This window comes from Bradyrhizobium sp. KBS0727, from assembly GCF_005937885.2.
GTDB lineage: Bacteria > Pseudomonadota > Alphaproteobacteria > Rhizobiales > Xanthobacteraceae > Bradyrhizobium.
Genome location: NZ_CP042176.1, coordinates 2,933,942 through 2,960,005 on the forward strand (window position 1 = coordinate 2,933,942; position 26,064 = coordinate 2,960,005).

A 26,064-nucleotide genomic window follows, 5' to 3' on the forward strand; every position below is an offset into this window, starting at 1 on the left:
ATTGCAGCGCGCCGGATGTTTCAACCGATGTCGCAACGCCCCCGCGCGCGGCGCTATGACCTGGCGCTGGACGCGCAACACCGCGTCCGCGCGTCAAACGCACGGCGTCATGGCTCATTCGCAGGAGCGATTGCAACGAGTGTCCTCCCCCAATCCTGTGCTTCCGCCGTCTTGGCTGCACCCGCTTTAACTAAGGTAACGGGTACAGCGGCCTGTTCCGGCCGCGCTGGCATGAAAGCCGGGGCACCATTTCAGCGCCGTGTGGCGCCGTCAATTGGAAAATGGGCAAATTGACGCGGCCTCAACTAGTTGCGCGGGGAGGCCGTCATTCATACCGAAAATTTCAGCCGCCGGTCACGCTCATGTGGCGGCTGACGCTCGGGCGGTTATGCCGGCGGTCGATGATGAAGTCGTGGCCCTTCGGCTTCAGGCCGATGGCGCGATCGATCGCGGCGGAGAGCAGGTCGTTGTCAACGGAGGCCCGCAACGGCTTGCGCAAATCGGAGGCATCCTCGTGCCCGAGGCAGGTGTGCAGGGTTCCGGTGCAGGTGATCCGTACCCGGTTACAGGATTCGCAGAAATTATGGGTCATCGGCGTGATGAAGCCGAGCTTGCCGCCGGTCTCGGCGACCCGGACATAGCGGGCGGGGCCGCCGGTGTCGTCGTCGAGGTCGGTCAGCGTGTAGTGCTTCTCGAGCCGTGCGCGGACGAGCGACAGCGGCACGTACTGGTCGATGCGGCCTTCGCCGATATCGCCCATCGGCATCACTTCGATCAGGGTCAGCGCCATGCCCTTGCCGTGCGCCCACTGCATCAGCGAGGGGATTTCCTCCTCGTTCATGTTCTTGAGCGCCACCGCGTTGATCTTCACGGCGAGGCCCGCGGCGCGCGCGGCTTCGATGCCGGCCAGCACCTTGTCGAGATCGCCCCAGCGGGTGATGGCGCGGAATTTTGCCGCGTCGAGCGTATCGAGCGAGACGTTGACGCGGCGCACGCCGCAGTCGCGCAGCTCGCCGGCGAAGCGCGCCAGTTGCGAGCCGTTGGTGGTCAGCGTCAGTTCATCGAGCGCGCCGGATCCGAGATGCCGCGACAGCGAGCGCACCAGCGTCATCACATTGCGCCGGACCAGCGGCTCGCCGCCGGTGAGGCGGATCTTGCGCACGCCCTTGGCGACGAAGGCCGTGCACAGCCGGTCGAGCTCTTCGAGCGTCAGCAGATCCGCCTTGGGCAGGAACGTCATGTCCTCGGACATGCAGTAGAAGCAGCGCAGATCGCAGCGATCGGTGACCGACACCCGCAGATAGCGGATGGTTCGGCCGAACGGATCGACCATGGGGCGGAACAACAGATCGGGAGAATTCAACACAGGTCCGCTCATCGATGGGTGCTTTGCTGGCGTGCCTTGTTCGGCGCGGGGGCCGCGACGTCGAGACTCCCGCTAGCACAATCTAGGCACGTTGCAAGGCAGCTACAACAAGCCGCACACGATGTGCAGCTTTTTGGTGCGGTGCGGCGCATCGGGCGATTTGGAAAACCGATCAGCGGGTTGCGGGCGCGGTTGCGGGGGCAGGAGCCTGGGCCGGGGCAGGTGTCGTATCCGGGAACGGCGACGCGGCGTCGGCGGGGGCCGCCTTCGGCTTCTTCGGTTTTTTCGGCCGCATCGGCTTTCGCACCTTCGGCGGCGGCGCGGCCGGCTTCAGTTCGGCAAATACCGGGCTCGGCTCGATGGTGGTGGAGGCGGGGTTGGCGAAATCGCCGGGGCTCCGGATCACTTGGACGGGAACCGTGACCGGCTGGAACCTGGGCAGCGCGAAGGTGACGGCGAAGCCGGCGTCGGGCGCCGGCACGGTGACCGAGCAGGGTGTCTTGCAGCCGGGTCCGAGCGAGGTGGTGGCATCGGCGCCCGGCGGCGTCGATTCGAGCTGGACCTGGACCGGTGGCGGCGTCGGCTTGAAGGAATCGAGGGAAAACGAGGAGCAGCCGGCGAGGCTGATCCCGGTAACGGCAATCGCGATAACACGACGCATGATCGGTCACTCTACTGTGGCAATCCGCCACAATCCCCTTTTGGGACCATAGGAGTGCCGGAACAGAGCTGCAACCGCGCCGGGCGAAATCGTTAAAGGATGGTTAACGCTGGAACCGGACGCTCGCATATCTGCGCATCGATTCAGAGGGTTAAAGCGTTTTCGAGCGAAGTGGACACCGGTTCGCGTGAAGAAAACGCGTCAAAACCTAGGGGCGGGACATGGCCCCGGTCAGGCTATGGACGGCCTCCGGCAGGTCGCGAAAGTGCCCGATCAGCCGGTCCGGCTTCAATTCGGCGATCGGGATATCGGTGTAGCCGAATTCGACCCCGATCACGGGGATTCCGGCCCGCCGGGCCACGCCGACATCGGGGCCGGCGTCCCCGACCATGATGGCCGACGACAACTGCCCGCCCGCCCGGGCCAGCGTCTGCTGCAGGATCACGGGGTCGGGTTTGGCGACGCCGAACGTGTCGGCGCCGCAGATCGCCGCAAATCGCTTGCTCATGCCGAGCTGGTCGAGCAGGCGTTTGGACAGCCATTCCAGCTTGTTGGTGCACACCGCGAACTGAAATCCCTGGCCCTGCAGGTGGTCGAGGGCGGCTTCCAGCCCCTCGAACGGACGCGATGCGTCGGCGATATGGTCGGCATAATAGTCGATGAAGTCCTTGGTCAGCCGGTCGAGTTCACCGACGCCGATGGTGCGGCCGTCGACCTCGAGCCCGCGTTCGAGCAGCTTGCGGGCGCCGGCGCCGATCATGTTGCGCGCCTTGTGCAGCGGTACCGGCGGCAGGCCTTCGCGGTCGAGTACGAAATTGAGCGCCGCGATCAGATCGGGCGCGGTGTCGACGAGGGTGCCGTCGAGATCGAATACCAGCGTGCGGGGAAGCGTCATCTGGAATTCGCTATCCGTGGCGGCGGCTTCATGCAAGTAGGGAAGTTCCAATCGCGGGAGGAACTGCCATGCGGGAGCTTGCCGGCAAGACGGCCTTCGTGACCGGCGGGGCCGGGGGAATCGGGCTTTCGATGGCGCAGGCGTTCGCGCAAGCCCGTATGAAGGTGATGATCGCCGACATCGAGACCGGTGCGCTCGGCACCGCCGTCGAGAGCCTGCGCCGGATCTCGCCCGACATCGCCGGCACCGTCTGCGACGTCTCTGACGCCGCCAGCGTCGAACGGGCCGCGCAGGCCACATTCGCCGCGTTCGGCAACGTCCATGTGGTCTGCAACAATGCCGGCGTCGCCGCCGGCGGCGGCATCGACCATATCTCGCTCGATAACTGGCGCTGGGTGATCGACGTCAACCTGATGGGCGTGCTGCACGGCATCCGAAGCTTTCTGCCGCATATCCGCGCGCATGGCGAAGGCGGCCACATCGTCAATACCGCCTCGATGGCGGGGATGCAGGGCGGCCTCGGATTCAGCCCCTACGGCGCCAACAAGTTCGCGGTCGTCAGCATGTCGGAGGGGCTGCACGCCCAGCTCAGGCCGCACGGCATCGGCGTCAGCGTGCTGTGCCCGAGTTATGTCCGCACCCGGATCGGCGAGAGCGGGCGCAACCGCCCGCCGCGTTACGGCGCGTCGCAGCCGCTCGATCCGGCGAGCCCCGCGGCGGCCATGGTCGCCGAAATCGCCAAAAATCTGCAGGCCGGGCTCGATCCCGCCGACGTCGCCGCCCGCGTCATCACGGCCATCCGCGACGACCAGCTCTACATCTTCACCCATCCCGGCATGCGCGCCGAGGTCGAGGACCGGTTTGCCGCGATTCTGGCCGCCATGGATGCGGTCACGGCCTCATAAATCGCCCAGCGCAAAATCCACCCGCGCAAAATCCACCTGTAGAAGGCTGTTCCCGGGGCCAAAACGACGCTAGAGAAGCCCCCACCGGCGGGGTTCCCCCCGCAGAGAGCCCAGTTTCTCGAGAGGCATTGTTTTCACGTGGATATGGACGCACTGAAACGGCAGGCGGCGGCTAAGGCGCTGGAGCATGTCCGCGACGGCATGCAGCTCGGGCTCGGCACCGGCTCGACCGCCAAACACTTCGTCGAACTGCTCGGCGAGAAGGTCGCCGCCGGCATGAAGGTGATCGGCGTGCCGACCTCGGAAGCGACGCGCATCGACGCCGAGCGCTGCAAAATTCCGCTGACCACGCTGGACAAGATCGACCGGCTCGATCTTACGGTCGACGGCGCCGACGAGATCGATGGCGCGCTCAACCTGATCAAGGGCGGCGGCGGCGCGCTGCTGCGCGAAAAGATCGTGGCCGCGGCCTCGGATCGCATGATCGTGATCGCCGACGAGACCAAATGGGTCGATGTCCTCGGCCGTTTCCCCCTGCCTGTCGAGGTGATCCCGTTCGGACTGGCGGCGACGCAGCGGGCGATGGCCAAAGCCTTTGCGGAAAGCGGCATTTCCGGGCAAATGGTGGTCCGGAAGGGCAAGGACGGCCACGTTTTTGTCACCGATGGCGGCCACTGGATTATCGACGCCCATCTCGGGCGGATCGCCGATGCGCCGCGCCTGGCGGGGCTGTTGAACCCGATCCCGGGCGTCGTCGAACACGGCCTGTTCATCGGCCTGGCCACCACGGCCGTGCTGGCGGGCGCGCAGGGAATTCGCGTGGTCGCAAGAACCTAGTTGCAGGAAATTCGCGTAGCTGAAGGCGGTAACGCCGCACATCGAGGAGAATTGGAATGAAGAGCTTTTCACGGATCTTGTCGGCTGCCGGCCTCGCGCTGGGACTGGCGCTGTCAGCTGCGCCGGCGAGCGCGCAGCAGAAGGATGCGCCCGCAGCGCAGCCGCTGAAGCCGGCGTCGCCGGCTGCCCTCGCGGCGGCCAAGGAAATCCTGACGATGAAGAACGCGGCCGCGATGTACGCCAACGCCGTTCCCAATCTCGTCGAGCAGACCAAGAACGGCCTGATCCAGAACAACCTCAACTACCAGAAGGACCTCGGCGAGGTCGCGGTGATTGTCGCCAAGTCTCTCGCCGGTAAGGAAAAGGAAATCGGCGACGGCATGGCGCAGATCTACGGCAACGAGTTCACCGAGCAGGAGCTGAAGGACCTGGTGACGTTCTACAAGTCGCCGCTGGGCACCAAGCTGCTGGTGACCGAGCCCCGCGCCATCCAGTTCAGCATGTCCTACATGAACCAGTGGGCGCAGCAGTTCGCGGCTACCGTCGATGCCGCGTTTCGTACCGAGATGAAGAAGCGCGGCAAGCCGATCTGAGCGAGCTATCGCGTGATCCAAACGATACTATATTAACTGGAGCCCGGTCCCTGGATCGGGCTTCATTTCTTGAGGGCAGAGCCATGGCTGAGTTCGACGTCGATCTGTTCGTCATCGGGGGCGGCTCGGGCGGCGTGCGCGCGGCGCGCATCGCGGCCGGCTACGGCGCCAGGGTCGTGGTCGCCGAGGAATACCGGATGGGCGGCACCTGCGTGATCCGCGGTTGCGTCCCGAAAAAGCTGTTCGTGATCGGCTCCCACGTCAGGCACGAGATCGAGGACGCCGCGGGCTTCGGCTGGACCATCGGCGAGGTCTCCTTCGACTGGCCGACGCTGGTCGCCAACAAGGACAAGGAGATCGCGCGGCTGGAGTCCATCTACACCACCAATGTGGAGAACAGCGGCGCCAAGGTGGTGAAGACCCGCGCGGTGCTGGAAGACGCCCACACGGTGCGGCTTGCGACCGGCGAGAAGGTCACCGCGAAGTACATCCTGATCGCGACCGGCGGCGCCCCCAACCACGGCGCGGCGTTTCCCGGCATCGAGCACGTGATCTCCTCCAACGAGGCGTTTCACCTGAAGCAACTGCCGAAGCGCATCGTGATCCAGGGCGGCGGCTATATCGCGCTGGAATTCGCCGGCATCTTTGCCGGCTACGGTTCCGACGTCACGGTGGTCTATCGCGGCGACAACATTTTGCGCGGTTTTGACGAGGACGTCCGCAGGCACGTGCGGGCGGAGATGGAAAAGCAGGGGATCACCATTCTCACCGGTTGCACCGTCAACAGGATCGACAAGCACGGCCAAGAGTTCACCAAAGAGTTCACCACGCACCTGTCGAACGGATCGAGCATCGCCTCCGACCAGGTGATGTTCGCGATCGGGCGGCATCCGAACGTCGGGCGTCTCGGGCTGGAAACCGCCGGCGTCGCCATCAACCCGAGAAACGGCGGCATCGCCGTCGACGGCTGGTCAAAGTCGTCGGTCGACAACATCTATGCGATCGGTGACGTCACCCACCGCCACAACCTGACGCCGGTGGCGATCCGCGAGGGCCATGCCTTCGCCGACACCGTGTTCGGCAAGCGCCCCGTGCAGGTCGACCACGCCACCATCCCGACCGCGGTGTTCTCGCAGCCCGAAGTCGGCACCGTCGGGCTGACCGAAGCCGAGGCCCGCGCGCAGTTCTCGCATGTCGATATCTACAAGACCGATTTCCGTCCGATCAAGGCGACGATGTCCGGTCGCGACACCCGCATGCTGATGAAGCTCGTGGTCGACGGCGCGACCGACCGCGTCGTCGGCTGCCACATCGTCGGCGAAGCCGCCGCCGAAATCACGCAGGCGGTCGCGATCGCGGTGAAGATGAAGGCGACCAAAGCCGATTTCGACGCGACGATCGCGGTGCACCCGACGGCGGCCGAGGAACTGGTGACGATGCGGACGCCAACGGCGAGGTATGTGCGGGAAGCGGCGGCGGAGTAGGAGGGCTAGCGGGTTTTCTTTTGGCGGGCGTCCTTTGCTTCTTTGGCCCGCTGCTGCTCCGGTGAAAGTTTCGGTGAGGAAGGTGGTCTCTGAGGCTGCGATGGTTTGGCGGTTTGGCGCACTTGAAGGAGAGCTTTATTCTGTCTTGCAATTGGTTTCAAAAATCGCTCCGGAAACGTCGAGGATTTTTTTCTGAGAAATTCACCAAGGGCTGAAAGCTCCTCTCGTATATATTGACAATCCTCGATAAAATTCGGGAAGTCGCGCTCTGTAAGAGTTTTGAATGGCCTTCCCGGTACGGGGTGTCCCAGTGCATGTGAGTAATAGGTCTTTTCCGGATCTGATTTGCTAAGGTACTAGGTCTATTTTTTCGCTCGTCACTCGTGTTGTCTTCGTTCTCGCAAGTGCCTCAGCATATTTTATTTTCTCTTCTCCTGAGAGCAGGTCGCTCACTTGGTCAAGGAGGCCGTCTATTATCTCTTCAACAATTCGTCTGTAATATGCGAAGGCGCCAATCCCGTACCCTTGGGATTCGCATATCAATCCCCGCTTGAAATAACTGGCATGCGTCCCCAGCAGTTTTTCGACTCCCGGATCGCCCTTGACGTCCCAAGCTGGATACTGTCCGATCTTAACAATCGACTGGCAACCTTCGTTGATCCGGATGACGAATACGCGCTCGAAATCTGAGCAGTGTTCGCATCGATATCTCAGCTGGACGGTGGTATTTTGCGCCGGATAGTTGATATAGCCGGCGGCAACTAAGTATTCGTTGTAGTACTCACTCGTCATATTGAAGGTCTGAGAGCTTCGGCAAACCGAGCAATTCATGTTTATTGAAACTTTGGGCCACTGATTGAGCGTGCTCGGGCCCTTAAAGGCGAACGATCGATAGAGCGGATATTCGATAAGGAATGTTCGATCAGGCATCGATCTACTACCCTTGTGGTTCGCCGACGCGGAGGGAATCTTTCTCGCCCGAGAGGGCAGTTAAGCCTTAACTTGTGAGATTAGCAATTTCAATCCTAAGATGTCGACGTGGCGATATGGCCGGGCGACATGCTTTGCGATGTTGCAGCTGCTATCGGTTATTGTGGAGAGGCAAGTTGGCTATGCTGAAATCGAAACCTATTCCGGCATTCAATGCGCGGTTTGCGGCGGCCCTCAATCACTTCGGTGCCGCGCTACTGGAGACCAGCGCTGTTGGCCACTCCGGTATCAAGGGAACGAAGCGCGAAGATGCTTTCCGACTCTTCTTAGAGCAGCGTCTTCCCAAGCGATATGGTGTGGCCAGTGGTGAAGTTGTAGACCAGCTCAACACGGTGGGGCCCCAACTCGACGTACTAGTGTTTGACCAGACACGAGATTTTTCATTCAGTGACGGTGCTATCCATATTCTTCCCGCTGAGGCCTTGCTGGTTAGTATCGAAGTGAAATCGAAGCTGAACGCAAATGAGGTAAAGAAGAGTTGTGATGCGGCGAGAAAATTACGGTCGCTGCGGCCGTTTAAGCTAGCTCTTGCAGGAATTGACATCGGTACAGGAAATGAAAGTAAGAATCTTGTGCGTTACTTGCACTGTGTGTTCGCCTATGAATCGGACCTCGTGGCGCCCACATGGCTGCAATCCGAAGCCAAACGCTTTCAGGCGAATTGCGACAAGGGCGAGCATCTGATCGACAATGTGTACGTGCTAAATCGTGGTTTTGTGAATCTAAACCACAATCGCGGTCGCCTTGAGGACTCCAACGGTAGCGCGATTACTAGTTTTTACTTCACAATCCTAAATTTCATAGAGCGGGAAGCCGGTCGGCGCAAAGAAACTCCGTATCAAGATTACGCGAGCCTATTAAGTGGCACTTGGACGTCTCTGTCCTAGGCTCGTGAACTGACAGTCGGTGCCGCGACTGCTCAGACAAAAAAAGCAATTTGGACTTTGCAATTCCAAACTGTCTTTCTCTCTGGTCTGGGAGTAGGCCGAAACACCGCATCACCGCTCCTCGCTCGGATGCACCCACTTGTACGGCGTGATTTCCAGCGACTCCGTCAGCTTGATCATGTGCACCGGCGGCGCGTAGCGGCAGTTGCGGCAGTTGCGGCATTTCAGCGAGGCCTCGAGTTTCCACAGCGGCGTGTTGCGCGGCCGGCGGAAGGCGTCGAGCAGCAGGCCCGCGCGGGTCTTGCAGCGGTTGCACTCCACTTCGAGCCAGCGCAGTCCGCCGTTGAGGCATTGGCCGATCGTGGGCGAGGGCTGCGCCGGGCCGCCATAGCCTTCCATCGGGGACCGACCAGGCATAGGCCTCCGCGTGGTCGGCCTCGCGGATCTCCTTCTTCGTGCTTGCAGGGTGCTTGCAATGGGCTACCGATCCCCGCCGCCCTCTGCTAACGCTATCCGCCAGCACAGGGATAACGGAGTTACCAAAACCATGATTGAGAAAATCGGTATCGTCGGCGCGGGCACGATGGGCAACGGGATCGCGCAGGTCTGCGCGGCGGCGGGGCTATCGGTGATCATGACCGATATTTCCGAGGCCGCGCTGGCGCGGGGCATGTCTGTCGTGACCGGCAGCCTGGAGCGGCTGGTCAACAAGCAGAAGATGACCGACGCCGACCGCCAGGCCGCGCTCAAGCGCATCGCCACCACCACGGACAGCGCCAAACTCGCCGATTGCGACCTGGTGATCGAGGCCGCAACCGAGAACGAGGATCTGAAGATCAAGATCCTGAAGGATCTCTGCACCAAGCTGCGGCCGTCGGCGCTGCTTGCCACCAACACCTCCTCGATCTCGATCACGAAGCTTGCCGCCGCGACCGACCGGCCGGATCGCTTCATCGGCATGCATTTCTTCAATCCGGTGCCGCTGATGGCGCTGTTGGAATTGATCCGGGGCCTGCAGACCTCCGACGACACCCACGCCAAGGCCGCCGAATTTGCAAAACGGGTCGGCAAGGTCGCGATCACCGCGAAGAACAGCCCGGGCTTTGCGGTCAACCGCATCCTGTGCCCGATGATCAACGAGGCGATCTTCGCGCTGCAGGAGGGCATCGCCACCGCCGAGGATCTCGACGCCGGCATGAAGCTCGGCTGCAACCACCCGATCGGGCCGCTGGCGCTGGCCGACATGATCGGGCTCGACACCATGCTGTCGGTGATGGAAGTCTTCTACGAAGGCTTCAACGATCCGAAATACCGCCCGGCGCCGCTCTTGAAGGAAATGGTCGCCGCCGGCCATCTCGGCCGCAAGACCGGGCAGGGGTTTTACAGTTACGGGAAATAACGGCTGCGGCCGCTGCGTAGGGTGGGTTAGCCGTAAGGCGTAACCCACCCTCTTCGCGCGGCAAGGCGGCCGGATTACGCTTTCCGCCGTCGTTCTTCGAGCTAAGGCGGACAAGTCGCTAATCCGCCTTGCGGACAAATGTTCATTGTAAAGCACTGCTTGACAGTTGTAAGGTGTTGCTTTACATTTGGTCATGATCCGCTCGTTCCGGAACAAAGCCCTTGAACGGTTTTTCGCGACCGGAGACGGGCGCCGGCTCAGCGTCCAGAATGTGAGTCGGATAGCAAATATTCTACGGGCTCTGGATGATGCCTCGCGCCCGGAGGACATGAATTTGCCGGGCTTCCGTTTTCACGCGCTTGTTGGTCGCGACAAGGGCCGTTACGCGGTCAACGCCAGCGGAAACTGGCGCATTACTTTCGGTTGGATCGAAGGCGATGCCATCGATGTCGATCTGGAAGACTATCACTGAGGACGGACTCATGACCAAGAAGCTCCCGAAGCGAGGCTTGCCACCCATGCATCCCGGTGAACTTCTTCGCGAGGAGATTTTGCCGGCGCTTGAGCGGCCCAAGACGGAAATCGCCAAACTGCTCGGCGTCTCGCGTCAGGCGCTTTATGACGTCTTGACGGAAAAGCAGCCGGTTACTCCTGTCATGGCGCTACGGCTTGGGAAACTGTGCGGAAACGGTCCTGACCTCTGGCTCAATCTGCAGAAGCGGTACGATTTGTATCAGGCTGAACAAGAGCTCGGAGACAAGATCAAGAACATTCCGACATTGGAAGTTGCCTGAAGGCACGCTCCAGCCATCCTACATAACGGCCATCCAAGGAACACGTCATGCGTATTGCGGTTGTCGGCGCCGGCGGCGTCGGAGGCGGATTTGGTGCGGCGCTGGCGAAAGCTGGCGCCGACGTCACCTTCATCGCGCGGGGCGCGCATCTCGCGGCCATGAAAAGCCAAGGCCTGAAAATTGAGGGCGGCCGCGGCGAGACCCATGTGGTGCCGACGCAGGCCACCGACGATCCCAAACGCGTCGGCGCGGTCGATGTGGTGCTGTTCTGCGTCAAGCTCTGGGACGTCGAGAGCGCGGGCGAGGCGATCAAGCCGCTGGTCGGTGCCGATACCGCGGTGATCCCGCTGCAGAACGGGATCGACGCCGCCGAGCGGCTGTTGCCGATCCTCGGCCCCAAGGCGGTGATGGGTGGCGTCGCCCAGATCAGCGCCTCGATCACCGCGCCCGGCGTCATCACCCAGGTCGGCACCTTCATGCGCATGATCTTCGGCGAGCTCGACGGCAGGCGCAGCCAACGGGCCATGGATTTCCTCGCGCTCTGTCAGAAGGCTAGCTTCGACGTCACCTTGAGCGAGCAGATTGTCACCGAACTCTGGATGAAGTTCGTGCTGCTCGCCAGCAATGCCGGCATCACCGCCTCGACGCGGCAGCCGATCGGCAGACTGCGCGACGATCCCGATATTCGCCCGGTGATTTTGGCCGCGTTCCAGGAAGTGATCGATGTCGGCCGCGCCAAGGGCGTGCCGCTGCCGCCGGATGCGCTGGCGAAGATCACCGACTTCATCGGCCACGCGCCGCCGGCCATGAAGGCCTCGATGGCGCTCGATCTCGACCGCGGCAACCGGCTGGAGCTGCCCTGGCTCAGCGGCAAGGTGGTCGAACTCGGCCGCCAGCTCGGCGTGCCCACCCCGACGCACGGCACGATGTATGCGATGCTGAAGCCGTACGTCATGGGCAAGCCGGCCTGAGTGTTTGCTGTCGTCACCCGCGTAAGCGGGTGATCCAGTATTCCAGAGGCGTTTATGATGAAGCCGATAGGCCGCGGCGTACTGGATCGCCCGGTCAAGCCGGGCGATGACACTCAGGTTGCGTCGTCACGGCGTGCGCGGATACCGAGTCGGGTCGCCGCGCAACGGCGAATTGAAGCCGCGTGGTGTGACAAAATAACCCGACGGGCAAATCACAAAAAGTATGTCCAGTCCTTCGCGCAAAAATATTTCGCTGGCCTCGTCGGGCAAATCAACTCCACAACTCCCGCCATCCTGTCCCACCAAGGGGCGTAGGCCATCGTCGCAAACGAGGGACAGGGAGCGGTGGACGCGAAGGTTGTGACTGACGAGCGCGACCACAAGCGTACGGTGAAGTCGTGTGGGCCTGACGCCCCGGTGCTGGCGTCAAGTCGTGTAGAGGCGAAAGCCTCTCACGGTGATGGTGGCAAGAAAGCCGGTCACCAGGGCGAACTCGTATAAGCCGTAAAGCCATTGCGCAGGGAAGGCCGGGTGTTCTCCGCTGAACCTGTATGCTCGTGTGCGCATTCTTCGATGCACATTGCACGCGAGACCGCGGGTGCAGCGCGCACCCGGTCTTCCCTGCGCCCTCTGATTTTCGGGAGGGTGAGGATTTCCAGCAAAACTCCGGGCGCATCGCGCCGCGAGACCAATTTCCGCTGTCATCGTCCGCGAAGGCGGACGATCCAGTATCCCAGAGGCGTCAGTGATAGAATCGATAGGCCGCGGCGTACTGGATCCCCCGCATGCGCGGGGGATGACGGTGTCGGGAGCTTCGCTCTCTCCTCTGTCATTGCAATGACGGTGTTAATCACCTTCAAAGAAAGTGGAGACCTACTCCCCCGCCTGAATCCATTCCGCGGCGCCACGCCACAGCGTGTCGCGGTGTTCGCTTCGGAAAAAACCCATGTGGCCGATCGAGGTGACGCCGGTGTCGGCGGGCGTTACGGTGATGATCTCGGGCTTGATCGAGGTGAAGCCCGAGCACAGCAATTCGACCGCCGGCCGTGTCGCCCAGGGATCGTCGGACAGGCACAGCGCGCGCAACGCGCCGTGGTAGTTCGGAAAATTCTGCAACGCCTCGAGTTTGGAATCGAAGAGATAGCGCGGGCTCATTACCCAGGAGACCCATTGCAGGAACGCATCCTTTGGCAGGTCCATGCCGAGCCCAGCCTTGCCCGGCATGTAGCCGAGCGCGCGGGTGAGCGGCAGGCCGATGAAATTCAGCAGCGCATAGACGCGATAGCGTTCCGGCGCCGTCATCAGCTTCCAGTAGCCGGCCTGCGCCGCGATCAACAGCGCGCGCGAAATCTCGGTATTGTTCGGCAGCAGCCCGAGCGCCTGGCCGCCGAAGGAGTGCCCGACATAGGCGAACGGCATGCCGTGATAGCGCTGGCGCATCCACGCCACAGCGGCGGTGATATCCTGCGCCGCCCAGTCCGACATCGAGGCCTTGAAGCCGACCAGCGACTTCGGCTGGTTGCCGGTCGGCGATTTCTGCCTGGAGTCCCCCGTGCCGCGATAGTCGTAGGTCAGAACCGCGCAGCCGCGCTTGGCGAGGTAGCCGGCAAAGCCGCGGTAGAGTTTGCGGGGTACGGCGGTTGCCGAATTGATCAGGACGGCGTTGCGCTTGGTGCCGCGCGGCAAAAACAGCGTCGCCGCCAGCGGATAGCCATCGGCCGCCGGCAGCGTGATATCATCGACAAAGACGTCGTCCAGACCCGGCTCGGCCACCGTGTCTCCTCCTTGGGGCATCTCGCGAGCGCCACAGCAAATGCGAATTCGGCTTTTCTCGCAAGGGCTTGACGAAACAGCCGGAAATCTGGCTGGCGGTTGGGTTGCGGCCTGTGTATAACGCGGCCCTTCGCGACTTTCCGGTAAGTAGCGGTTTTTGCTCAGGAGTTAACCCCCATGTCCGAGCGGTGGACACCCGACAGCTGGCGCACCAAGCCGGTGCTGCAAATGCCCAGTTATCCCGATGCCAAGGCATTGGCGGATGTCGAGGCCCAGTTGGCCACGTTTCCGCCGCTGGTGTTCGCCGGCGAGGCCCGCAATTTGAAGAAGGCGTTAGGCCGCGTCGCGGCCGGCGAGGCCTTCCTGCTGCAGGGCGGCGATTGCGCCGAGAGTTTTGCCGAGCACGGCGCCAACAACATCCGCGATTTTTTCCGCGTGCTGCTCCAGATGGCCGTGGTCCTGACCTATGCCGGCGCGCTGCCGGTGGTGAAGGTCGGCCGCATCGCCGGGCAATTTGCCAAACCGCGCTCGTCGAACACCGAAAAGATCGATGGTGTCGAACTGCCGAGCTATCGCGGCGACATCATCAACGACATCGCCTTCACCAAGGAAGCGCGGGTCCCGGATCCGCAGCGGCAGTTGAATGCCTACCGGCAGTCGGCGGCGACCTTGAACCTGCTGCGCGCGTTCGCCACCGGCGGCTTCGCCAATCTCGGCAGCGTGCATCAGTGGATGCTGGGCTTCCTCAAGGATTCGCCGCAGTCCCGTCGCTACAAGGAACTGGCCGACCGCATTTCGGATGCGCTGAACTTCATGCGCGCCTGCGGCCTCGACCTCGAAAGCCATCCCGAACTGCGCGCCACCGATTTCTACACCAGCCATGAAGCGCTGCTGCTCGGCTACGAGCAGGCCTTCACCCGGGTCGATTCCACCACCGGCGACTGGTACGCGACCTCGGGCCACATGATCTGGATCGGCGACCGCACCCGCCAGCTGGACCACGGCCATGTCGAATATTTCCGCGGCATCAAGAACCCGATCGGCCTGAAATGCGGCCCGTCGCTGAAGCCGGACGAGTTGCTGAAGCTGATCGACATCCTCAACCCCGACAACGAACCGGGACGGCTGACGCTGATCAACCGCTTCGGCGCCGACAAGGTCGGCGATCACTTAGGCCCGCTGATCCGTGCCGTGAAGCGGGAAGGGCGCGTGGTCGTGTGGTCGTGCGATCCGATGCACGGCAACACCATCACCTCCACCTCGGGCTACAAGACCCGCCCGTTCGACCGGGTGCTGTCGGAAGTGAAGTCGTTCTTCGCCATCCACGCCGCCGAAGGCACCCACGCCGGCGGCGTGCATCTGGAGATGACCGGTCAGGACGTCACCGAATGCATCGGCGGCGCGCGCGCCATCACCGACGAGGACCTCAACGACCGCTACCACACGGTCTGCGATCCCCGCCTCAACGCCGAACAATCGATCGATATGGCCTTCCTGATCGCCGAACTGCTCAAGCAGGAACGTGCGGGTAAGGAAAAGCCGATGCCGGCCGCAGCAGGGCTCTGATTTGCTGCGACTCTGGCGGGCCACGGTCAACACGCGTAACGGGCTCGCCTTTGCGATCCGGTCGGAGCAGGCTGTCCGCGAGGAGCTGTTTGCGCTGGCGCTGTCGTTGCCGCTGGCGTGGCTGGTCGGCGCCACGGCGATGCGCCGGTTCGAACTGGTCGCGGCGGTGGCGTTCGTCCTCGTCGTCGAGCTGCTCAATACCGCGATCGAAAAGCTCGCCGACCGCCTGACCACCGACCACGATCCGCAGATCGGCTGGGTCAAGGACATGGGATCGGCGGCCGTGGGCGTGGCGCTCCTGATGGCCGGCGGGTTCTGGCTGTTCGCCCTCGCCGAACGCATGGGCGCGATCTAAATCAATCGATTGAAGTCTGCTGCGCTGCAAGGCACCATCGACCCATGACCGAACCGACATTCACGATCACGCTGGCACAGTTGAACCCGACGGTCGGCGACGTCGCCGGCAACGCCGCCAAGGCGCGCGCCGCGCGCGACCAGGCCAAGGCCGACGGCGCCGACCTGCTGGTGCTGCCGGAATTGTTCATCACCGGCTACCCGCCGGAAGACCTGGTGCTGAAGCCCGCCTTCCAGGCCGCCTGCCGCGCCGCTATCGAGGAACTGGCGCGCGAGACCGCCGGCGGCGGCCCCGCCGTACTGATCGGCACGCCCTGGGTCGAGGACGGCAAGCTCTATAATGCCTGCGCGCTGCTCGACCAGGGCCGTATCGCCGCCCTTCGCTTCAAGGCCAACCTGCCGAACTACGGCGTGTTCGACGAGAAGCGCCTGTTCGCCCGCGGCCCGGCCGCGGGTCCGGTCACCGTCCGCGGCATCCGGGTCGGCGTTCCCATCTGCGAGGACATCTGGCTCGAAGAGTCAGAGGAATACGAGAACGTCGTCGAATGCCTCGCCGAAACCGGCGCGGAAATCCTGGTGGTGCCGAACGGCTCGCCCTATGCGCGCGACAAGAACGACCTGCGGCTGTCGATCGCGGTCGCCCGCGTCACCGAAAGCGGATTGCCGCTGGTCTATCTCAATCAGATCGGCGGTCAGGACGAATTGGTGTTCGATGGCGCCTCGTTCGCGCTGAACGCTGACCTGTCGGTCGCGGCGCAATTGCCGGCGTTCGAGGAAAACATCACCACCTTGCGCTGGACCAAGAGTGCGGATGGCTGGCGCTGCAAAGGCCCGGTGGCGCCGTTGCTCGACGGCGACAAGGGCGATTACGCGGCCTGCGTGCTCGGTTTGCGCGATTACGTCCGCAAGAACGGATTTCCGGGCGTGCTGCTCGGCGTCTCCGGCGGCATCGATTCCGCGCTGTGCGCGGCGATCGCGGTCGATGCGCTCGGCGCTGAAAAAGTACGCGGCGTGATGCTGCCGTTCCGATTTACCGCGCAGGTGTCGCTCGACGATGCCGCCAAGCTCGCCAAGGCACTCGGCTTCCCCTACGAGGTGCTGCCGATCGCCGATGCCGTCAACGGCTTCGAGAAGATTCTTTCGGTGCCGTTCGCGGGCCTGCCGCGCGATATCACCGAAGAAAACCTGCAGGCGCGTACCCGCGGCACGCTGCTGATGGCGATTTCGAACAAGACCGGCGCGATGGTGGTCACGACCGGCAACAAGTCGGAAATGTCGGTCGGCTACGCCACCATCTATGGCGACATGAACGGCGGCTTCAATCCGATCAAGGACATCTACAAGACCGAAGTGTTTCGGCTCTCGAGCCTGCGCAACGAATGGAAGCCGGACGGCGCGCTCGGGCCTTCTGGCGAGGTCATTCCGGTCAACATCATCATCCGGCCGCCGACCGCGGAATTGCGCGAGAACCAGACCGACCAGGATTCGCTGCCGCCCTACGACATGCTGGACGGCATTCTCGAACGTCTGGTCGAGCGTGAGGAGCCGTTGGCTGCGATCATCGCCGCCGGTTTCCCGGCCGACGTCGTGACGCGGATCGACCGGCTGCTCAACGTCGCCGAATACAAGCGCCGTCAGGCGGCACCCGGCGTGAAGGTGACGGAGAAGAATTTCGGCAGGGATCGCCGCTATCCCATCACCAACCGTTTTCGCGATAACGGCAAGGCATTGCCCGAGCCCGACGACAAGCTCGTCGCCCGCGCCGGGCGCGCGTCAATCGAAGCGCTCGAAGGCTAGCTTTCGAACGCTATTGTTTCGGCGGAATGAACGTCGGGCCGACGGTGCGGATCGGCTTTTTCTCATCCGCCGCGCCGCTTGGCTCGGCGGCAGGCGCCGGTGTTGCAGGCGGCGGGGCGGTAGCCGTGGTGGCAGCGGGCGCCGCGCCCTTTTTGGCCGGCGTGGTTTTAGCCGCCGGCTGTGCGCGCTGCTGCATCTTCCGCGCGCTTTCCTCGGTGACGATGATGTCACCCTGCTGTTCGGCCGCGGCCTTGTCCTCGACCGATTTCAGCGCGTCGGACCAGGTCTGGCCCGCGGCCTTGCAGGCGCAGGACGGGTTGAACTCGCTGCGGAACTTGAACGCGTTCGGAAGTGACGAGTAAGGCTGGCCGCTGACCGAGACCGCCTGGTTGATGTCTTCGCCGGGGTTGCGGTAGGTGAACAACGACGCCTCCGTCGCCGGGCACAGCGCCTTGCAGGTCTTCTCGTCGTCGGGAAACCGCGCCTGCACCGTCGCGAACGAGACCGGGAAATAGGCGCCGTCGCAGGTGCGGACGCAGACGGTGCGGAAGGTGCCGGACTGCGGACCGAACTCGGCAGCCGGCGGCGGGATCTGGTTGCCGTTGTTGCCGAACAGATTGTCGATGAAGTTGCCACCGCTGCGCGCGGCGGCGGCGTATTGCGGGCCGCAATTGTTCTGCGCCAGCGCCGTCAGCACCGAGCGGCGCTGGTTTTCACGATCGGCGCCGCCGATGCCACCGCTGCGTAGCCGTTCAAGGCTGGTGGTGATCTGGTCGAGATTGCCGCGCATCTGCTGGATCTGGTTGTTGACCGGTCCGCACTGCGCCGACTGGCCGTTGAACAGCGAGAAGAAGCCCGAACTTTCGCAGCCCATCCGCTTGGCCTGCATCGTGACGCGATCGAGTTCGGCCTGCTGCTTGGCGGCGGCATCCTGGTAGCGGCGGATCTGCTCGTCCTTGGCGGGATCGCCGCTGCCGGCGCCGCGGTCGATGGTCGCCAACTGGCCTTCGAGCCGGACGCACATCGGATTGGACTGCGGATTGGACTGCGCGGGACCCGCCTGCGGCGCGCCTTGCTGGGGCGGCGGGGCGCCCTGGCTCATCTGTGCAAACGCCGGCGCGCTCACGGCGATGAGGCCGAGCAGCATGGCGCCAGTCAATATCCAGCGGGAGGAGGCAGCGTCAGGTATTTCGAGCATATCCGGCCATCGAGAGGTTCCGCGCGGCTCGGGAGCCTTGAGGCGCGGCCATGGCGGCATGGTGCGGCCAAGGCCGCATCACATACCTGCTTCTCGGGGCAGCGTCACGTCGTTTCCGGGGCACCGGTGTGGCAAACCGCCCCTTGATTCGCAGCGGAAAGACCGTTTCAGCGCTGGCAGGTAATGGCGACGTATTCGTTGCAGCCGTTGCCGCTGCATTTCTCATTCCCGGCCTTGGGAACCGAGCCGGTAATTTCATCGGGATCGACGCGGCGATAGGCGGTGGCCTGTGCAAATTCCCGTGACTGGCAATAGGAGCGGGCCGCATGCGCTCCGCACTTGTCGCCTTTGGCGAGGCACTGATCGACGCCGTAGCCGTCGGCCTGGTTGGCGACGATGAAAACGCGGCTGTCGGCATGCGCGGCCGAGACGGCGAACAGCAGTCCGCAGACCAGGAGCGCATCGAAAATGAATGCTGACGAAATTCGCATGGGCAACACCAGTGAGGAGAATTAGGACCGCCCCAGAGGGATAAGCCCAAAGTGTTAATAATGATTAACCATGAAGGCCCGGGCGCGTCGGGAGGCGGCGGGGGCGGTCAATTCGGCCCCAAATCGGGCACAACCAAGGCCTTGACGCCGTGCCCCGGGCTGGGACATGGTGGAACCATGAACGGTCTCCTCGCCATCTGCAGCATTTGCCGCGAGATTATTAGCTAGCGATTCGCTGGCTGAGGCCGTCTTTTCTCAACATGAGATCACTCGACGCCCGGCCGCAACGGACGGGATATCCATGCAATTGCGCCTCTACGATACGTTGACCAAGGAGAAGCGGCCGTTCACGCCGCTCGATCCCTCGAATGTCCGCATGTATGTCTGCGGGCCGACGGTCTACGACTTCGCCCATATCGGCAATGCGCGCCCGGTCATCGTGTTCGACGTGCTGTTCCGGCTGCTGCGGCACCTCTACGGCACCGAGCACGTCACCTATGTTCGCAACATCACCGACGTCGACGACAAGATCAACGCGCGGGCGGTGCGGGATTTTCCGGGTCTGCCGCTGAACGAGGCGATCCGCAAGGTTACCGAAGTGACCGCTAACCAGTTTTACGCCGACGCTGCGGCATTGGGCTCACTGCCACCGACGTTCGAACCCCGCGCGACTGACTTCGTGCTGCCGCGCGCGGACGGCAAGACGGATATGGTGACGCTCATCAAGCAGTTGATCGCGCGTGGTCACGCTTATGAAGCGGGCGGCGAAGTTCTGTTCGATACGGCGTCGATGCTGGACTATGGCGCGCTTTCGGGCCGCAAGCTGGACGAGCAGCGACCGGGTGCGCGCGTCGCTGTCGATGCGCACAAGAAAAATCCGGGCGATTTTGTGTTGTGGAAGCAATCGTCCGGCGACGAGCCGGGATGGGAAAGCCCGTGGGGTAGGGGCCGCCCGGGATGGCACATCGAATGCTCGGCCATGAGTGCAGCCTATCTCGGCGACGTGTTCGACATCCACGGCGGCGGCCTGGATTTGATCTTTCCGCATCACGAGAACGAAATCGCGCAATCGCGTTGCGCGCATGGCACACCCGCGATGGCGAATTACTGGATGCACAATGAATTCGTGCAGATCGAAGACACCAAGATGTCGAAGTCGCTCGGCAACTTCGTCACCATCCGGGAACTGCTGGCCGATTGGCCGGGCGAAGTGCTTCGCCTCAATATGTTGAAGGCGCATTACCGCTCGCCGATGGACTGGACGTTGAAGGGATTGGAAGAAAGCGCAAAAACGCTCGACGACTGGTATTGGGTCGCCGCCGACATCAAGGGCGGACAGCCTTCCGATGCCGTCATCGCGGCGCTGTCGGACGACCTGAACACGCCGCAGATGGTCGCGTCGCTGCACGGTTTGCGGAATAGCGCTGCTTCCGGAAACGATGGGGATCGCGACCAGTTCGCCGCTTCCTTGCGCCTTCTCGGCTTCCTCTCCGAGAGTGCCGCCGCATGGAAGGGCCGAAAGCAGCAAGCCAGCGGCGTCGATGCGACGCAGGTCGATCGGCTGATCGCGGAGCGTGCCGCCGCGCGGGCGCGAAAGGACTTCAAGGAGTCCGATCGTATTCGCGACGAACTCGCCGCCATGGGCGTTGCCATCAAGGACGGCAAGGATGCCGAAGGGAAACCCGTGACCACCTGGGAGATCGCGTGATGGGACAGACCTTGCCCAAGCCCGCGCTGCGGCCGTTTTTGCCGGAGGATACGCCGATTCTCGCGGCGATCTTCGTGGCCGCGATCCAGGAATTGACCGGCGATGACTACAGCGAAGCGCAGCAGGAAGCCTGGGCCGCGACGGCCGAGGATGAGGAGCAATTCGGCAAACGTCTCGCAGGCCAGTTGACACTGATTGCGACGTTGCAGAATTCGCCGGTGGGTTTCGCCTCGCTGAAGGGGCCCGACCACATAGACATGCTGTATGTGCATCCGAGCGTGGCAGGGCAGGGCGTCGCTTCCATGTTGGTCGACGCGCTGGAGAAGCTCGCCGGCGCCCGCGGCGCAAAAATCCTCACGGTCGACGCCAGCGACACCGCGGAGAGGTTTTTCCAGAAGCGCGGCTATGTCGGCAAGCAGCGTAACACCGTCACCATCAACGGCGAATGGCTCGCCAACACCACGATGCAGAAGACGCTGGCTGCCAACGCCGCGCCGGGAGCGCCATCATGAGCCGCGAACGCCTTTATCTGTTCGACACCACGCTGCGCGATGGCGCGCAAACCAATGGCGTCGACTTCACCCTGCATGACAAGCAGATCATCGCCGGCATGCTCGACGAACTCGGCATCGACTATGTCGAGGGCGGCTATCCCGGCGCCAATCCGACCGATACTGAATTTTTTGCCAAGAAGCCGAAGCTCGACCACGCGAAGTTTACCGCGTTCGGGATGACGCGGCGTCCGGGCCGCTCGGCCTCGAACGACCCCGGCCTTGCCGCGCTGATCGAAGCCAAGGCCGATGCCATCTGTTTTGTCGCGAAATCCTCCGCCTACCAGGTGCGGGTGGCGCTCGAGACCACCAACGAGGAAAACATCGCCTCGATCCGCGACAGCGTTGCCGCTGCGAAAGCCGCCGGCCGCGAGGTGATGGTCGATTGCGAGCACTTCTTCGACGGCTACAAGGAAAACGCCGATTTCGCGCTGGCCTGCGCCAAGGCCGCCTACGAATCCGGCGCACGCTGGGTGGTGCTGTGCGACACCAATGGCGGCACCATGCCGCACGAGGTCGAGACCATCGTCGGCAATGTCATCAAACACATCCCCGGCGGACACGTCGGCATCCATGCCCATAACGACACCGAACAGGCGGTCGCCAATTCGCTGGCCGCGGTTCGCGCCGGCGCACGGCAGATCCAGGGCACGTTGAACGGGCTCGGCGAACGCTGCGGCAACGCCAACCTGTGTTCGCTGATCCCGACGCTGCGGCTGAAGCACGAATTCTCCGACGCCTTCGAGATCGGCGTGACGCCTGAGAAGATGGCGACCTTGATGACGGTGTCGCGCGCGCTCGACGACATGCTCAACCGCGCGCCGGACCGCCACGCAGCCTATGTCGGCGAAAGCGCGTTCGTGACCAAGACCGGCATTCATGCCTCCGCCGTGATGAAGGACCCGCACACCTACGAGCATGTGCTGCCGGAAACCGTCGGCAACCATCGCAAGGTGCTGGTGTCCGACCAGGCCGGCCGCTCCAATGTCATGGCCGAGCTCGACCGCGCCGGGATCCCCTATGAAAAGAGCGATCCGAAACTGGCGCGGCTGGTCGAGGAGTTGAAGGAGCGCGAGGCGGCCGGCTTTGCCTATGAGTCCGCCAATGCCTCGTTCGATCTGCTGGCGCGGCGCACGCTTGGCCGGGTGCCGGAGTATTTCCGGGTCGAGCAGTTCGACGTCAATGTCGAGCAGCGCTACAACGCCAACGGCCAACGTGTCACGGTGGCGCTCGCGGTGGTGAAGGTCGATGTGGCTGGCGAACACCTGATCTCGGCAGCCGAAGGCAACGGTCCCGTCAACGCGCTCGATGTCGCCCTGCGCAAGGATCTCGGCAAGTACCAGAAGTATATCGACGGCCTGAAGCTGATCGACTACCGCGTGCGTATCCTCAATGGCGGCACGGAAGCGGTGACGCGGGTGCTGATCGAGAGCGAGGACGAGCAGGGTGAGAGCTGGACCACGGTCGGCGTCTCGCCCAACATCATCGACGCCTCGTTCCAGGCGCTGATGGATTCGGTGATCTACAAGTTGGTGAAGTCCGGCGCGCCGGCGTGATGAACTGTCATTCCGGGGCGCGCAGCGAACCCGGAATCTCGAGATTCCGGGTCTGGTGCTCACGCACCATCCCGGAATGACGGAGACTGAGAGGCGCACCTTATGATCGACCACATCTCCGTCGGCGTCAGCGACCTCGAACGCTCCGCGCGGTTCTATGAAGCCACGCTGGCACCGCTCGGCCTCTTGCGTCTGGTGACGCGTCCCGCGACCATCGGTTTCGGCAAAAATTATCCGGAGTTCTGGATCAACCTTCGCGCCGGCATGGCGCCGGTCTCGCCCGAAAGCGGCACCCATATCTGCCTTCGCGCCAAATCCACCGGCGACGTCGATGCGTTTCACGCCGCAGCACTGGTCAGCGGCGGTCGCTCCGACGGCGCACCCGGGCTGCGCCCGCATGATCGTGTGCGGTATTACGCGGCGTTCGTGACCGATCCCGATGGCAACCGCATCGAGGCCGTGACATTTCCGGACGAGTGAAGACGAGCGCGCCTAAAGCCGTCGCGCCACTTCCGGCGCCATTTCCTGGGTGCCGGTGGGTGCGCGCGCGGCGGCGGCGCGCAGGCGCGGCAGGATATCCTCGACCCGTTCGGCCTTGAGAATGTCGATACTTAGCCCCGGGCGAATGAACTCGGTGGCGCGCATATGCGAGAGCAGCGACAGCAGCGGTTCCCAGAAATTGTCGATATTGGCAAGCAGGACCGGCTTGGTGTGGCGGCCGAGCTGCTGCCATGTCATCTGCTCGACCAGCTCCTCCAGCGTGCCGATCCCGCCCGGCAAGGCGACGAAAGCGTCGGAGCGTTCGAACATCAGCCGCTTGCGCTCGTGCATGTCGGGCGTAACGAGCATCTCTTGTACGCGCGCCAAGGCGTTTTCCTTGGCCCGGAGAAACTCCGGAATGATCCCGGTGACGGAGCCGCCGTGATCGAGGACGGACTTGGCGACCGCGCCCATCAACCCGACCGATCCGCCGCCATAGACGAGCCGGACATGGTTCTCGGCGAAGACCTTGCCAAGGGCCACGGCTGCTTCGACAAAGCGGGGATTGGATCCGGAGCCGGAGCCGCAATAGACGCAGACGGTTCTGATTTGGTTCATGCTATTTATGTGGCACTGCAGCGAAAAAAGCTCAAGTCTGGCGATGCCGGGGACCGGAGCGGAATTGGCCCGGAAATGCCTCCAAAACGGGAAAGTTTTATTTTTCAAGGCTGTACGCGGCATTCAAACGCTCTATATGACGGGCATATGCGAGCCCCTGAAAAACATCTGATTGCGAACCGGTGCGCCCTCCTGTTGCGGGCGCTGAACTGATGGCCCATACCGATTCGCACCCGCGGGCCCAAGAGGTCCCGTCGCCCGCCAGTCCTGCCGACAAGGCCACGCTGATCGGGACGCTGGTGCATTTGTGGCCCTTCATCTGGCCGGGTGATCGCGCCGACCTCAAAATGCGCGTGGTCTGGTCGGTGGTGTTGCTGCTGATCGCAAAAGTCGCGACGCTGTCGGTACCCTTCACCTTCAAATGGGCGATCGACGCGCTCAGCGGCACCGGCAGCGCGCCGGTCGAGCCGTCGAACTGGGCGCTGTGGCTGGTTGCGTCGCCGTTGCTGATGACCCTCAGCTATGGCGGCATCCGCGTGCTGATGGCGGTGCTGACGCAGTGGCGCGACGGCATCTTCGCGCGGGTGGCGATGCATGCGGTGCGCAAGCTCGCCTACATCACCTTCGTTCACATGCACGAATTGTCGCTGCGCTTCCATCTCGAGCGCAAGACCGGTGGATTGACGCGCGTGCTGGAGCGCGGCCGCTCCGGCATCGAGGTGATCGTGCGGATGGTGATCCTGCAACTGATCCCGACCGTCGTCGAGGTCGCGCTGCTGGCGGGCGTTCTGCTGTGGCAGTTCGACTGGCGCTACGTCGTTGCCGTCCTGCTCACGGTCGTCGTCTTCATGTATTTCACCTATGTCGCGACCGAGTGGCGGATCGAGATCCGCCGCAAGATGAACGATTCCGACACCGAGGCGAACACCAAGGCGATCGACTCGCTCCTGAACTACGAGACGGTGAAATATTTCAGCGCCGAGCAGCGCGAGGCCACGCGCTACGACCACTCGATGGAACGCTTCGAAAGAGCGAGCGTGAAGACCTATACGTCGCTGGCGGTTCTCAATACCGGGCAAGCCATCATTTTCACCGCCGGCCTTACCGCGACCATGCTGATGTGCGTATCCGGCATCCGCAACGGCACCCATACGGTCGGCGATTTCGTCATGATCAACGCCATGATGATCCAGCTTTATCAGCCGCTGAATTTCATGGGCATGGTCTATCGCGAGATCAAGCAGGCCATCATCGACATCGAGAAGATGTTCGAGGTGTTGTCGCGCAATCCCGAGGTCAAGGATATCAAGGGGGCCGTGCCCTTGATCGTGAGTTCGGGCAACGTGCGTTTCGACGACGTGCGTTTTGCCTATGATGCCGAGCGGCCGATCCTGAAAGGCCTCAGCTTCGAGGTGCCCGCCGGCAAGACGGTCGCGATCGTCGGCCCTTCCGGCGCCGGCAAGTCGACGATCTCGCGGCTGCTGTTCCGCCTCTATGACGTCTCCGGCGGCAGGATCCTGATCGACGGCCAGGATATCAGGAACGTCACGCAGGGCTCGTTGCGGGCTTCGATCGGCATGGTGCCGCAGGATACCGTGCTGTTCAACGACACCATCCGCTACAACATCCGCTACGGCCGCTGGGACGCCAGCGACGCGGAAGTGGAGGAAGCGGCGCAACTGGCGCAGATCGACAGTTTCATCAAGATGTCGCCGAAGGGCTATGAGACCCAGGTCGGCGAGCGCGGGCTGAAATTGTCGGGCGGCGAGAAGCAGCGGGTCGCGATCGCGCGCACGGTGCTCAAGGCGCCGCCGATCCTGGTGCTCGACGAGGCGACCTCGGCGCTCGACAGCCACACCGAGCACGAGATCCAGGAGTCGCTCGAACGCGTCTCGCGTGGCCGCACTTCGCTGGTGATCGCGCACCGGCTCTCGACCATCGTCGGTGCCGATGAAATCATCGTGCTCGATCAGGGCCGCATCGCCGAACGCGGCACCCACGCACGGCTTTTGGCTTCCGGCGGACTCTATGCCAGTATGTGGAACAGGCAGCGTGAGGCTGAGGAGGCGCGGGAGAAACTCGCGCAGATCGACGACGATAACGAGGCGCCGAACCGCGCTCCGCCACAGGTCGATGATCAACCCGGCGGTCCCGCGAAAGATCCGATAGCGACCGCCGCGGAATAATCGT

The 26,064-nt window shown here is 63.1% G+C and carries 25 protein-coding genes and 1 pseudogene; 17 read left to right on the forward strand and 9 right to left on the reverse strand.

Annotated elements, in window-relative coordinates; translation table 11 throughout:
• Positions 1-343: 343 nt before the first annotated feature.
• The 3 genes from moaA to FFI89_RS13340 form a co-directional block, all read right to left on the reverse strand.
• Positions 344-1,378, reverse strand: a complete 1,035-nt coding sequence (gene moaA, locus FFI89_RS13330; protein WP_210249113.1) for a GTP 3',8-cyclase MoaA — start codon at positions 1,376-1,378, stop codon at positions 344-346.
• A gap of 160 nt (positions 1,379-1,538) precedes the next feature.
• Positions 1,539-2,027: a hypothetical protein gene (locus FFI89_RS13335; RefSeq protein ID WP_138837213.1), complete on the reverse strand. Its 489-nt coding sequence runs from the start codon at positions 2,025-2,027 to the stop codon at positions 1,539-1,541.
• A gap of 208 nt (positions 2,028-2,235) precedes the next feature.
• The gene (locus FFI89_RS13340) at positions 2,236-2,922 is read right to left on the reverse strand and encodes an HAD hydrolase-like protein (RefSeq protein WP_138837214.1); all 687 of its coding nucleotides are present in this window, start codon (positions 2,920-2,922) and stop codon (positions 2,236-2,238) included.
• Positions 2,923-2,990: 68 nt separating this feature from the next.
• Here FFI89_RS13340 and FFI89_RS13345 point away from each other — a divergent pair, with 68 nt between their 5' ends.
• From FFI89_RS13345 to gor, 4 genes are all read left to right on the forward strand, one after another.
• The gene (locus FFI89_RS13345; RefSeq protein ID WP_138837216.1) at positions 2,991-3,827 is read left to right on the forward strand and encodes an SDR family NAD(P)-dependent oxidoreductase; all 837 of its coding nucleotides are present in this window, start codon (positions 2,991-2,993) and stop codon (positions 3,825-3,827) included.
• A gap of 138 nt (positions 3,828-3,965) precedes the next feature.
• The gene (gene rpiA, locus FFI89_RS13350) at positions 3,966-4,664 is read left to right on the forward strand and encodes a ribose-5-phosphate isomerase RpiA (RefSeq protein ID WP_138837218.1); all 699 of its coding nucleotides are present in this window, start codon (positions 3,966-3,968) and stop codon (positions 4,662-4,664) included.
• Positions 4,665-4,720: 56 nt separating this feature from the next.
• Positions 4,721-5,257, forward strand: coding sequence for a DUF2059 domain-containing protein (locus FFI89_RS13355; protein ID WP_138837221.1), 537 nt, complete (start codon positions 4,721-4,723; stop codon positions 5,255-5,257).
• 83 nt (positions 5,258-5,340) lie between these two features.
• Positions 5,341-6,741, forward strand: coding sequence for a glutathione-disulfide reductase (gene gor / locus FFI89_RS13360; protein WP_138837222.1), 1,401 nt, complete (start codon positions 5,341-5,343; stop codon positions 6,739-6,741).
• A gap of 348 nt (positions 6,742-7,089) precedes the next feature.
• Here gor and FFI89_RS13365 read toward each other — a convergent pair whose 3' ends face one another.
• Complete coding sequence (locus tag FFI89_RS13365) at positions 7,090-7,671, reverse strand: hypothetical protein (RefSeq protein ID WP_138837224.1); 582 nt, start codon at positions 7,669-7,671, stop codon at positions 7,090-7,092.
• Positions 7,672-7,853: 182 nt separating this feature from the next.
• Here FFI89_RS13365 and FFI89_RS13370 point away from each other — a divergent pair, with 182 nt between their 5' ends.
• The gene (locus FFI89_RS13370; protein WP_371722513.1) at positions 7,854-8,618 is read left to right on the forward strand and encodes a DUF6602 domain-containing protein; all 765 of its coding nucleotides are present in this window, start codon (positions 7,854-7,856) and stop codon (positions 8,616-8,618) included.
• 111 nt (positions 8,619-8,729) lie between these two features.
• On the opposite strand, the pseudogene FFI89_RS13375 reads toward FFI89_RS13370, so the two are convergent.
• Positions 8,730-9,063 (reverse strand): annotated as a pseudogene (locus FFI89_RS13375) (hypothetical protein).
• A 102-nt stretch (positions 9,064-9,165) separates the two neighbouring features.
• On the opposite strand from FFI89_RS13375, the gene FFI89_RS13380 reads away from it, so the two are divergent.
• The 4 genes from FFI89_RS13380 (at position 9,166) to FFI89_RS13395 (ending at position 11,782) form a co-directional block, all read left to right on the forward strand.
• Complete coding sequence (locus tag FFI89_RS13380; protein ID WP_138837228.1) at positions 9,166-10,017, forward strand: 3-hydroxybutyryl-CoA dehydrogenase; 852 nt, start codon at positions 9,166-9,168, stop codon at positions 10,015-10,017.
• Positions 10,018-10,210: 193 nt separating this feature from the next.
• Positions 10,211-10,489, forward strand: a complete 279-nt coding sequence (locus tag FFI89_RS13385; RefSeq protein ID WP_138837230.1) for a type II toxin-antitoxin system RelE/ParE family toxin — start codon at positions 10,211-10,213, stop codon at positions 10,487-10,489.
• A 10-nt stretch (positions 10,490-10,499) separates the two neighbouring features.
• Entirely contained in the window at positions 10,500-10,811 is a 312-nt protein-coding gene (locus FFI89_RS13390; RefSeq protein ID WP_138837232.1) for a HigA family addiction module antitoxin, read from the forward strand.
• Positions 10,812-10,858: 47 nt separating this feature from the next.
• Positions 10,859-11,782: a ketopantoate reductase family protein gene (locus tag FFI89_RS13395; protein ID WP_138837233.1), complete on the forward strand. Its 924-nt coding sequence runs from the start codon at positions 10,859-10,861 to the stop codon at positions 11,780-11,782.
• 873 nt (positions 11,783-12,655) lie between these two features.
• On the opposite strand, the gene FFI89_RS13400 is transcribed toward FFI89_RS13395, so the two are convergent.
• Positions 12,656-13,555 carry an alpha/beta fold hydrolase gene (locus FFI89_RS13400; RefSeq protein WP_246669447.1) on the reverse strand — a complete coding sequence of 300 codons (900 nt, stop codon included), beginning with the start codon at positions 13,553-13,555 and terminating at the stop codon, positions 12,656-12,658.
• 177 nt (positions 13,556-13,732) lie between these two features.
• Between FFI89_RS13400 and FFI89_RS13405 the strand changes: the two genes are divergently transcribed.
• From FFI89_RS13405 to FFI89_RS13415, 3 genes are read left to right on the forward strand one after another with little or no spacing between them, the layout of a single operon-like run.
• Positions 13,733-15,121, forward strand: a complete 1,389-nt coding sequence (locus FFI89_RS13405) for a class II 3-deoxy-7-phosphoheptulonate synthase (RefSeq protein ID WP_138837237.1) — start codon at positions 13,733-13,735, stop codon at positions 15,119-15,121.
• A gap of 1 nt (position 15,122) precedes the next feature.
• Positions 15,123-15,476 carry a diacylglycerol kinase gene (locus tag FFI89_RS13410; protein ID WP_138837239.1) on the forward strand — a complete coding sequence of 118 codons (354 nt, stop codon included), beginning with the start codon at positions 15,123-15,125 and terminating at the stop codon, positions 15,474-15,476.
• A 44-nt stretch (positions 15,477-15,520) separates the two neighbouring features.
• The gene (locus FFI89_RS13415) at positions 15,521-17,272 is read left to right on the forward strand and encodes an NAD+ synthase (protein ID WP_138837241.1); all 1,752 of its coding nucleotides are present in this window, start codon (positions 15,521-15,523) and stop codon (positions 17,270-17,272) included.
• Positions 17,273-17,282: 10 nt separating this feature from the next.
• On the opposite strand, the gene FFI89_RS13420 is transcribed toward FFI89_RS13415, so the two are convergent.
• Both FFI89_RS13420 and FFI89_RS13425 read right to left on the reverse strand, forming a co-directional pair.
• Complete coding sequence (locus FFI89_RS13420; protein ID WP_246669448.1) at positions 17,283-18,470, reverse strand: DUF2865 domain-containing protein; 1,188 nt, start codon at positions 18,468-18,470, stop codon at positions 17,283-17,285.
• 167 nt (positions 18,471-18,637) lie between these two features.
• Positions 18,638-18,961 (reverse strand): hypothetical protein, encoded by a 324-nt coding sequence (locus FFI89_RS13425; RefSeq protein WP_138837243.1) that lies wholly within the window; start codon positions 18,959-18,961, stop codon positions 18,638-18,640.
• Between the two features lie 301 nt (positions 18,962-19,262).
• Here FFI89_RS13425 and cysS point away from each other — a divergent pair, with 301 nt between their 5' ends.
• The 4 genes from cysS to FFI89_RS13445 all read left to right on the forward strand — a co-directional run bounded on the left by cysS (position 19,263) and on the right by FFI89_RS13445 (position 23,256).
• The gene (gene cysS, locus FFI89_RS13430; RefSeq protein ID WP_138837245.1) at positions 19,263-20,669 is read left to right on the forward strand and encodes a cysteine--tRNA ligase; all 1,407 of its coding nucleotides are present in this window, start codon (positions 19,263-19,265) and stop codon (positions 20,667-20,669) included.
• Positions 20,669-21,181: a GNAT family N-acetyltransferase gene (locus tag FFI89_RS13435; protein WP_138837247.1), complete on the forward strand. Its 513-nt coding sequence runs from the start codon at positions 20,669-20,671 to the stop codon at positions 21,179-21,181. Before cysS ends, FFI89_RS13435 begins: the two co-directional genes overlap by 1 nt.
• Entirely contained in the window at positions 21,178-22,776 is a 1,599-nt protein-coding gene (gene cimA, locus FFI89_RS13440; protein ID WP_138837249.1) for a citramalate synthase, read from the forward strand. The genes FFI89_RS13435 and cimA overlap by 4 nt, the downstream gene beginning before the upstream one ends.
• A gap of 102 nt (positions 22,777-22,878) precedes the next feature.
• Entirely contained in the window at positions 22,879-23,256 is a 378-nt protein-coding gene (locus FFI89_RS13445; protein WP_138837251.1) for a VOC family protein, read from the forward strand.
• A gap of 12 nt (positions 23,257-23,268) precedes the next feature.
• Here the strand turns inward: FFI89_RS13445 and FFI89_RS13450 are convergent, their stop codons facing one another.
• Entirely contained in the window at positions 23,269-23,874 is a 606-nt protein-coding gene (locus FFI89_RS13450) for a TIGR00730 family Rossman fold protein (protein WP_168212884.1), read from the reverse strand.
• A gap of 212 nt (positions 23,875-24,086) precedes the next feature.
• Here FFI89_RS13450 and FFI89_RS13455 point away from each other — a divergent pair, with 212 nt between their 5' ends.
• Positions 24,087-26,060: an ABC transporter ATP-binding protein/permease gene (locus tag FFI89_RS13455; protein ID WP_138837253.1), complete on the forward strand. Its 1,974-nt coding sequence runs from the start codon at positions 24,087-24,089 to the stop codon at positions 26,058-26,060.
• Positions 26,061-26,064: the final 4 nt, after the last annotated feature.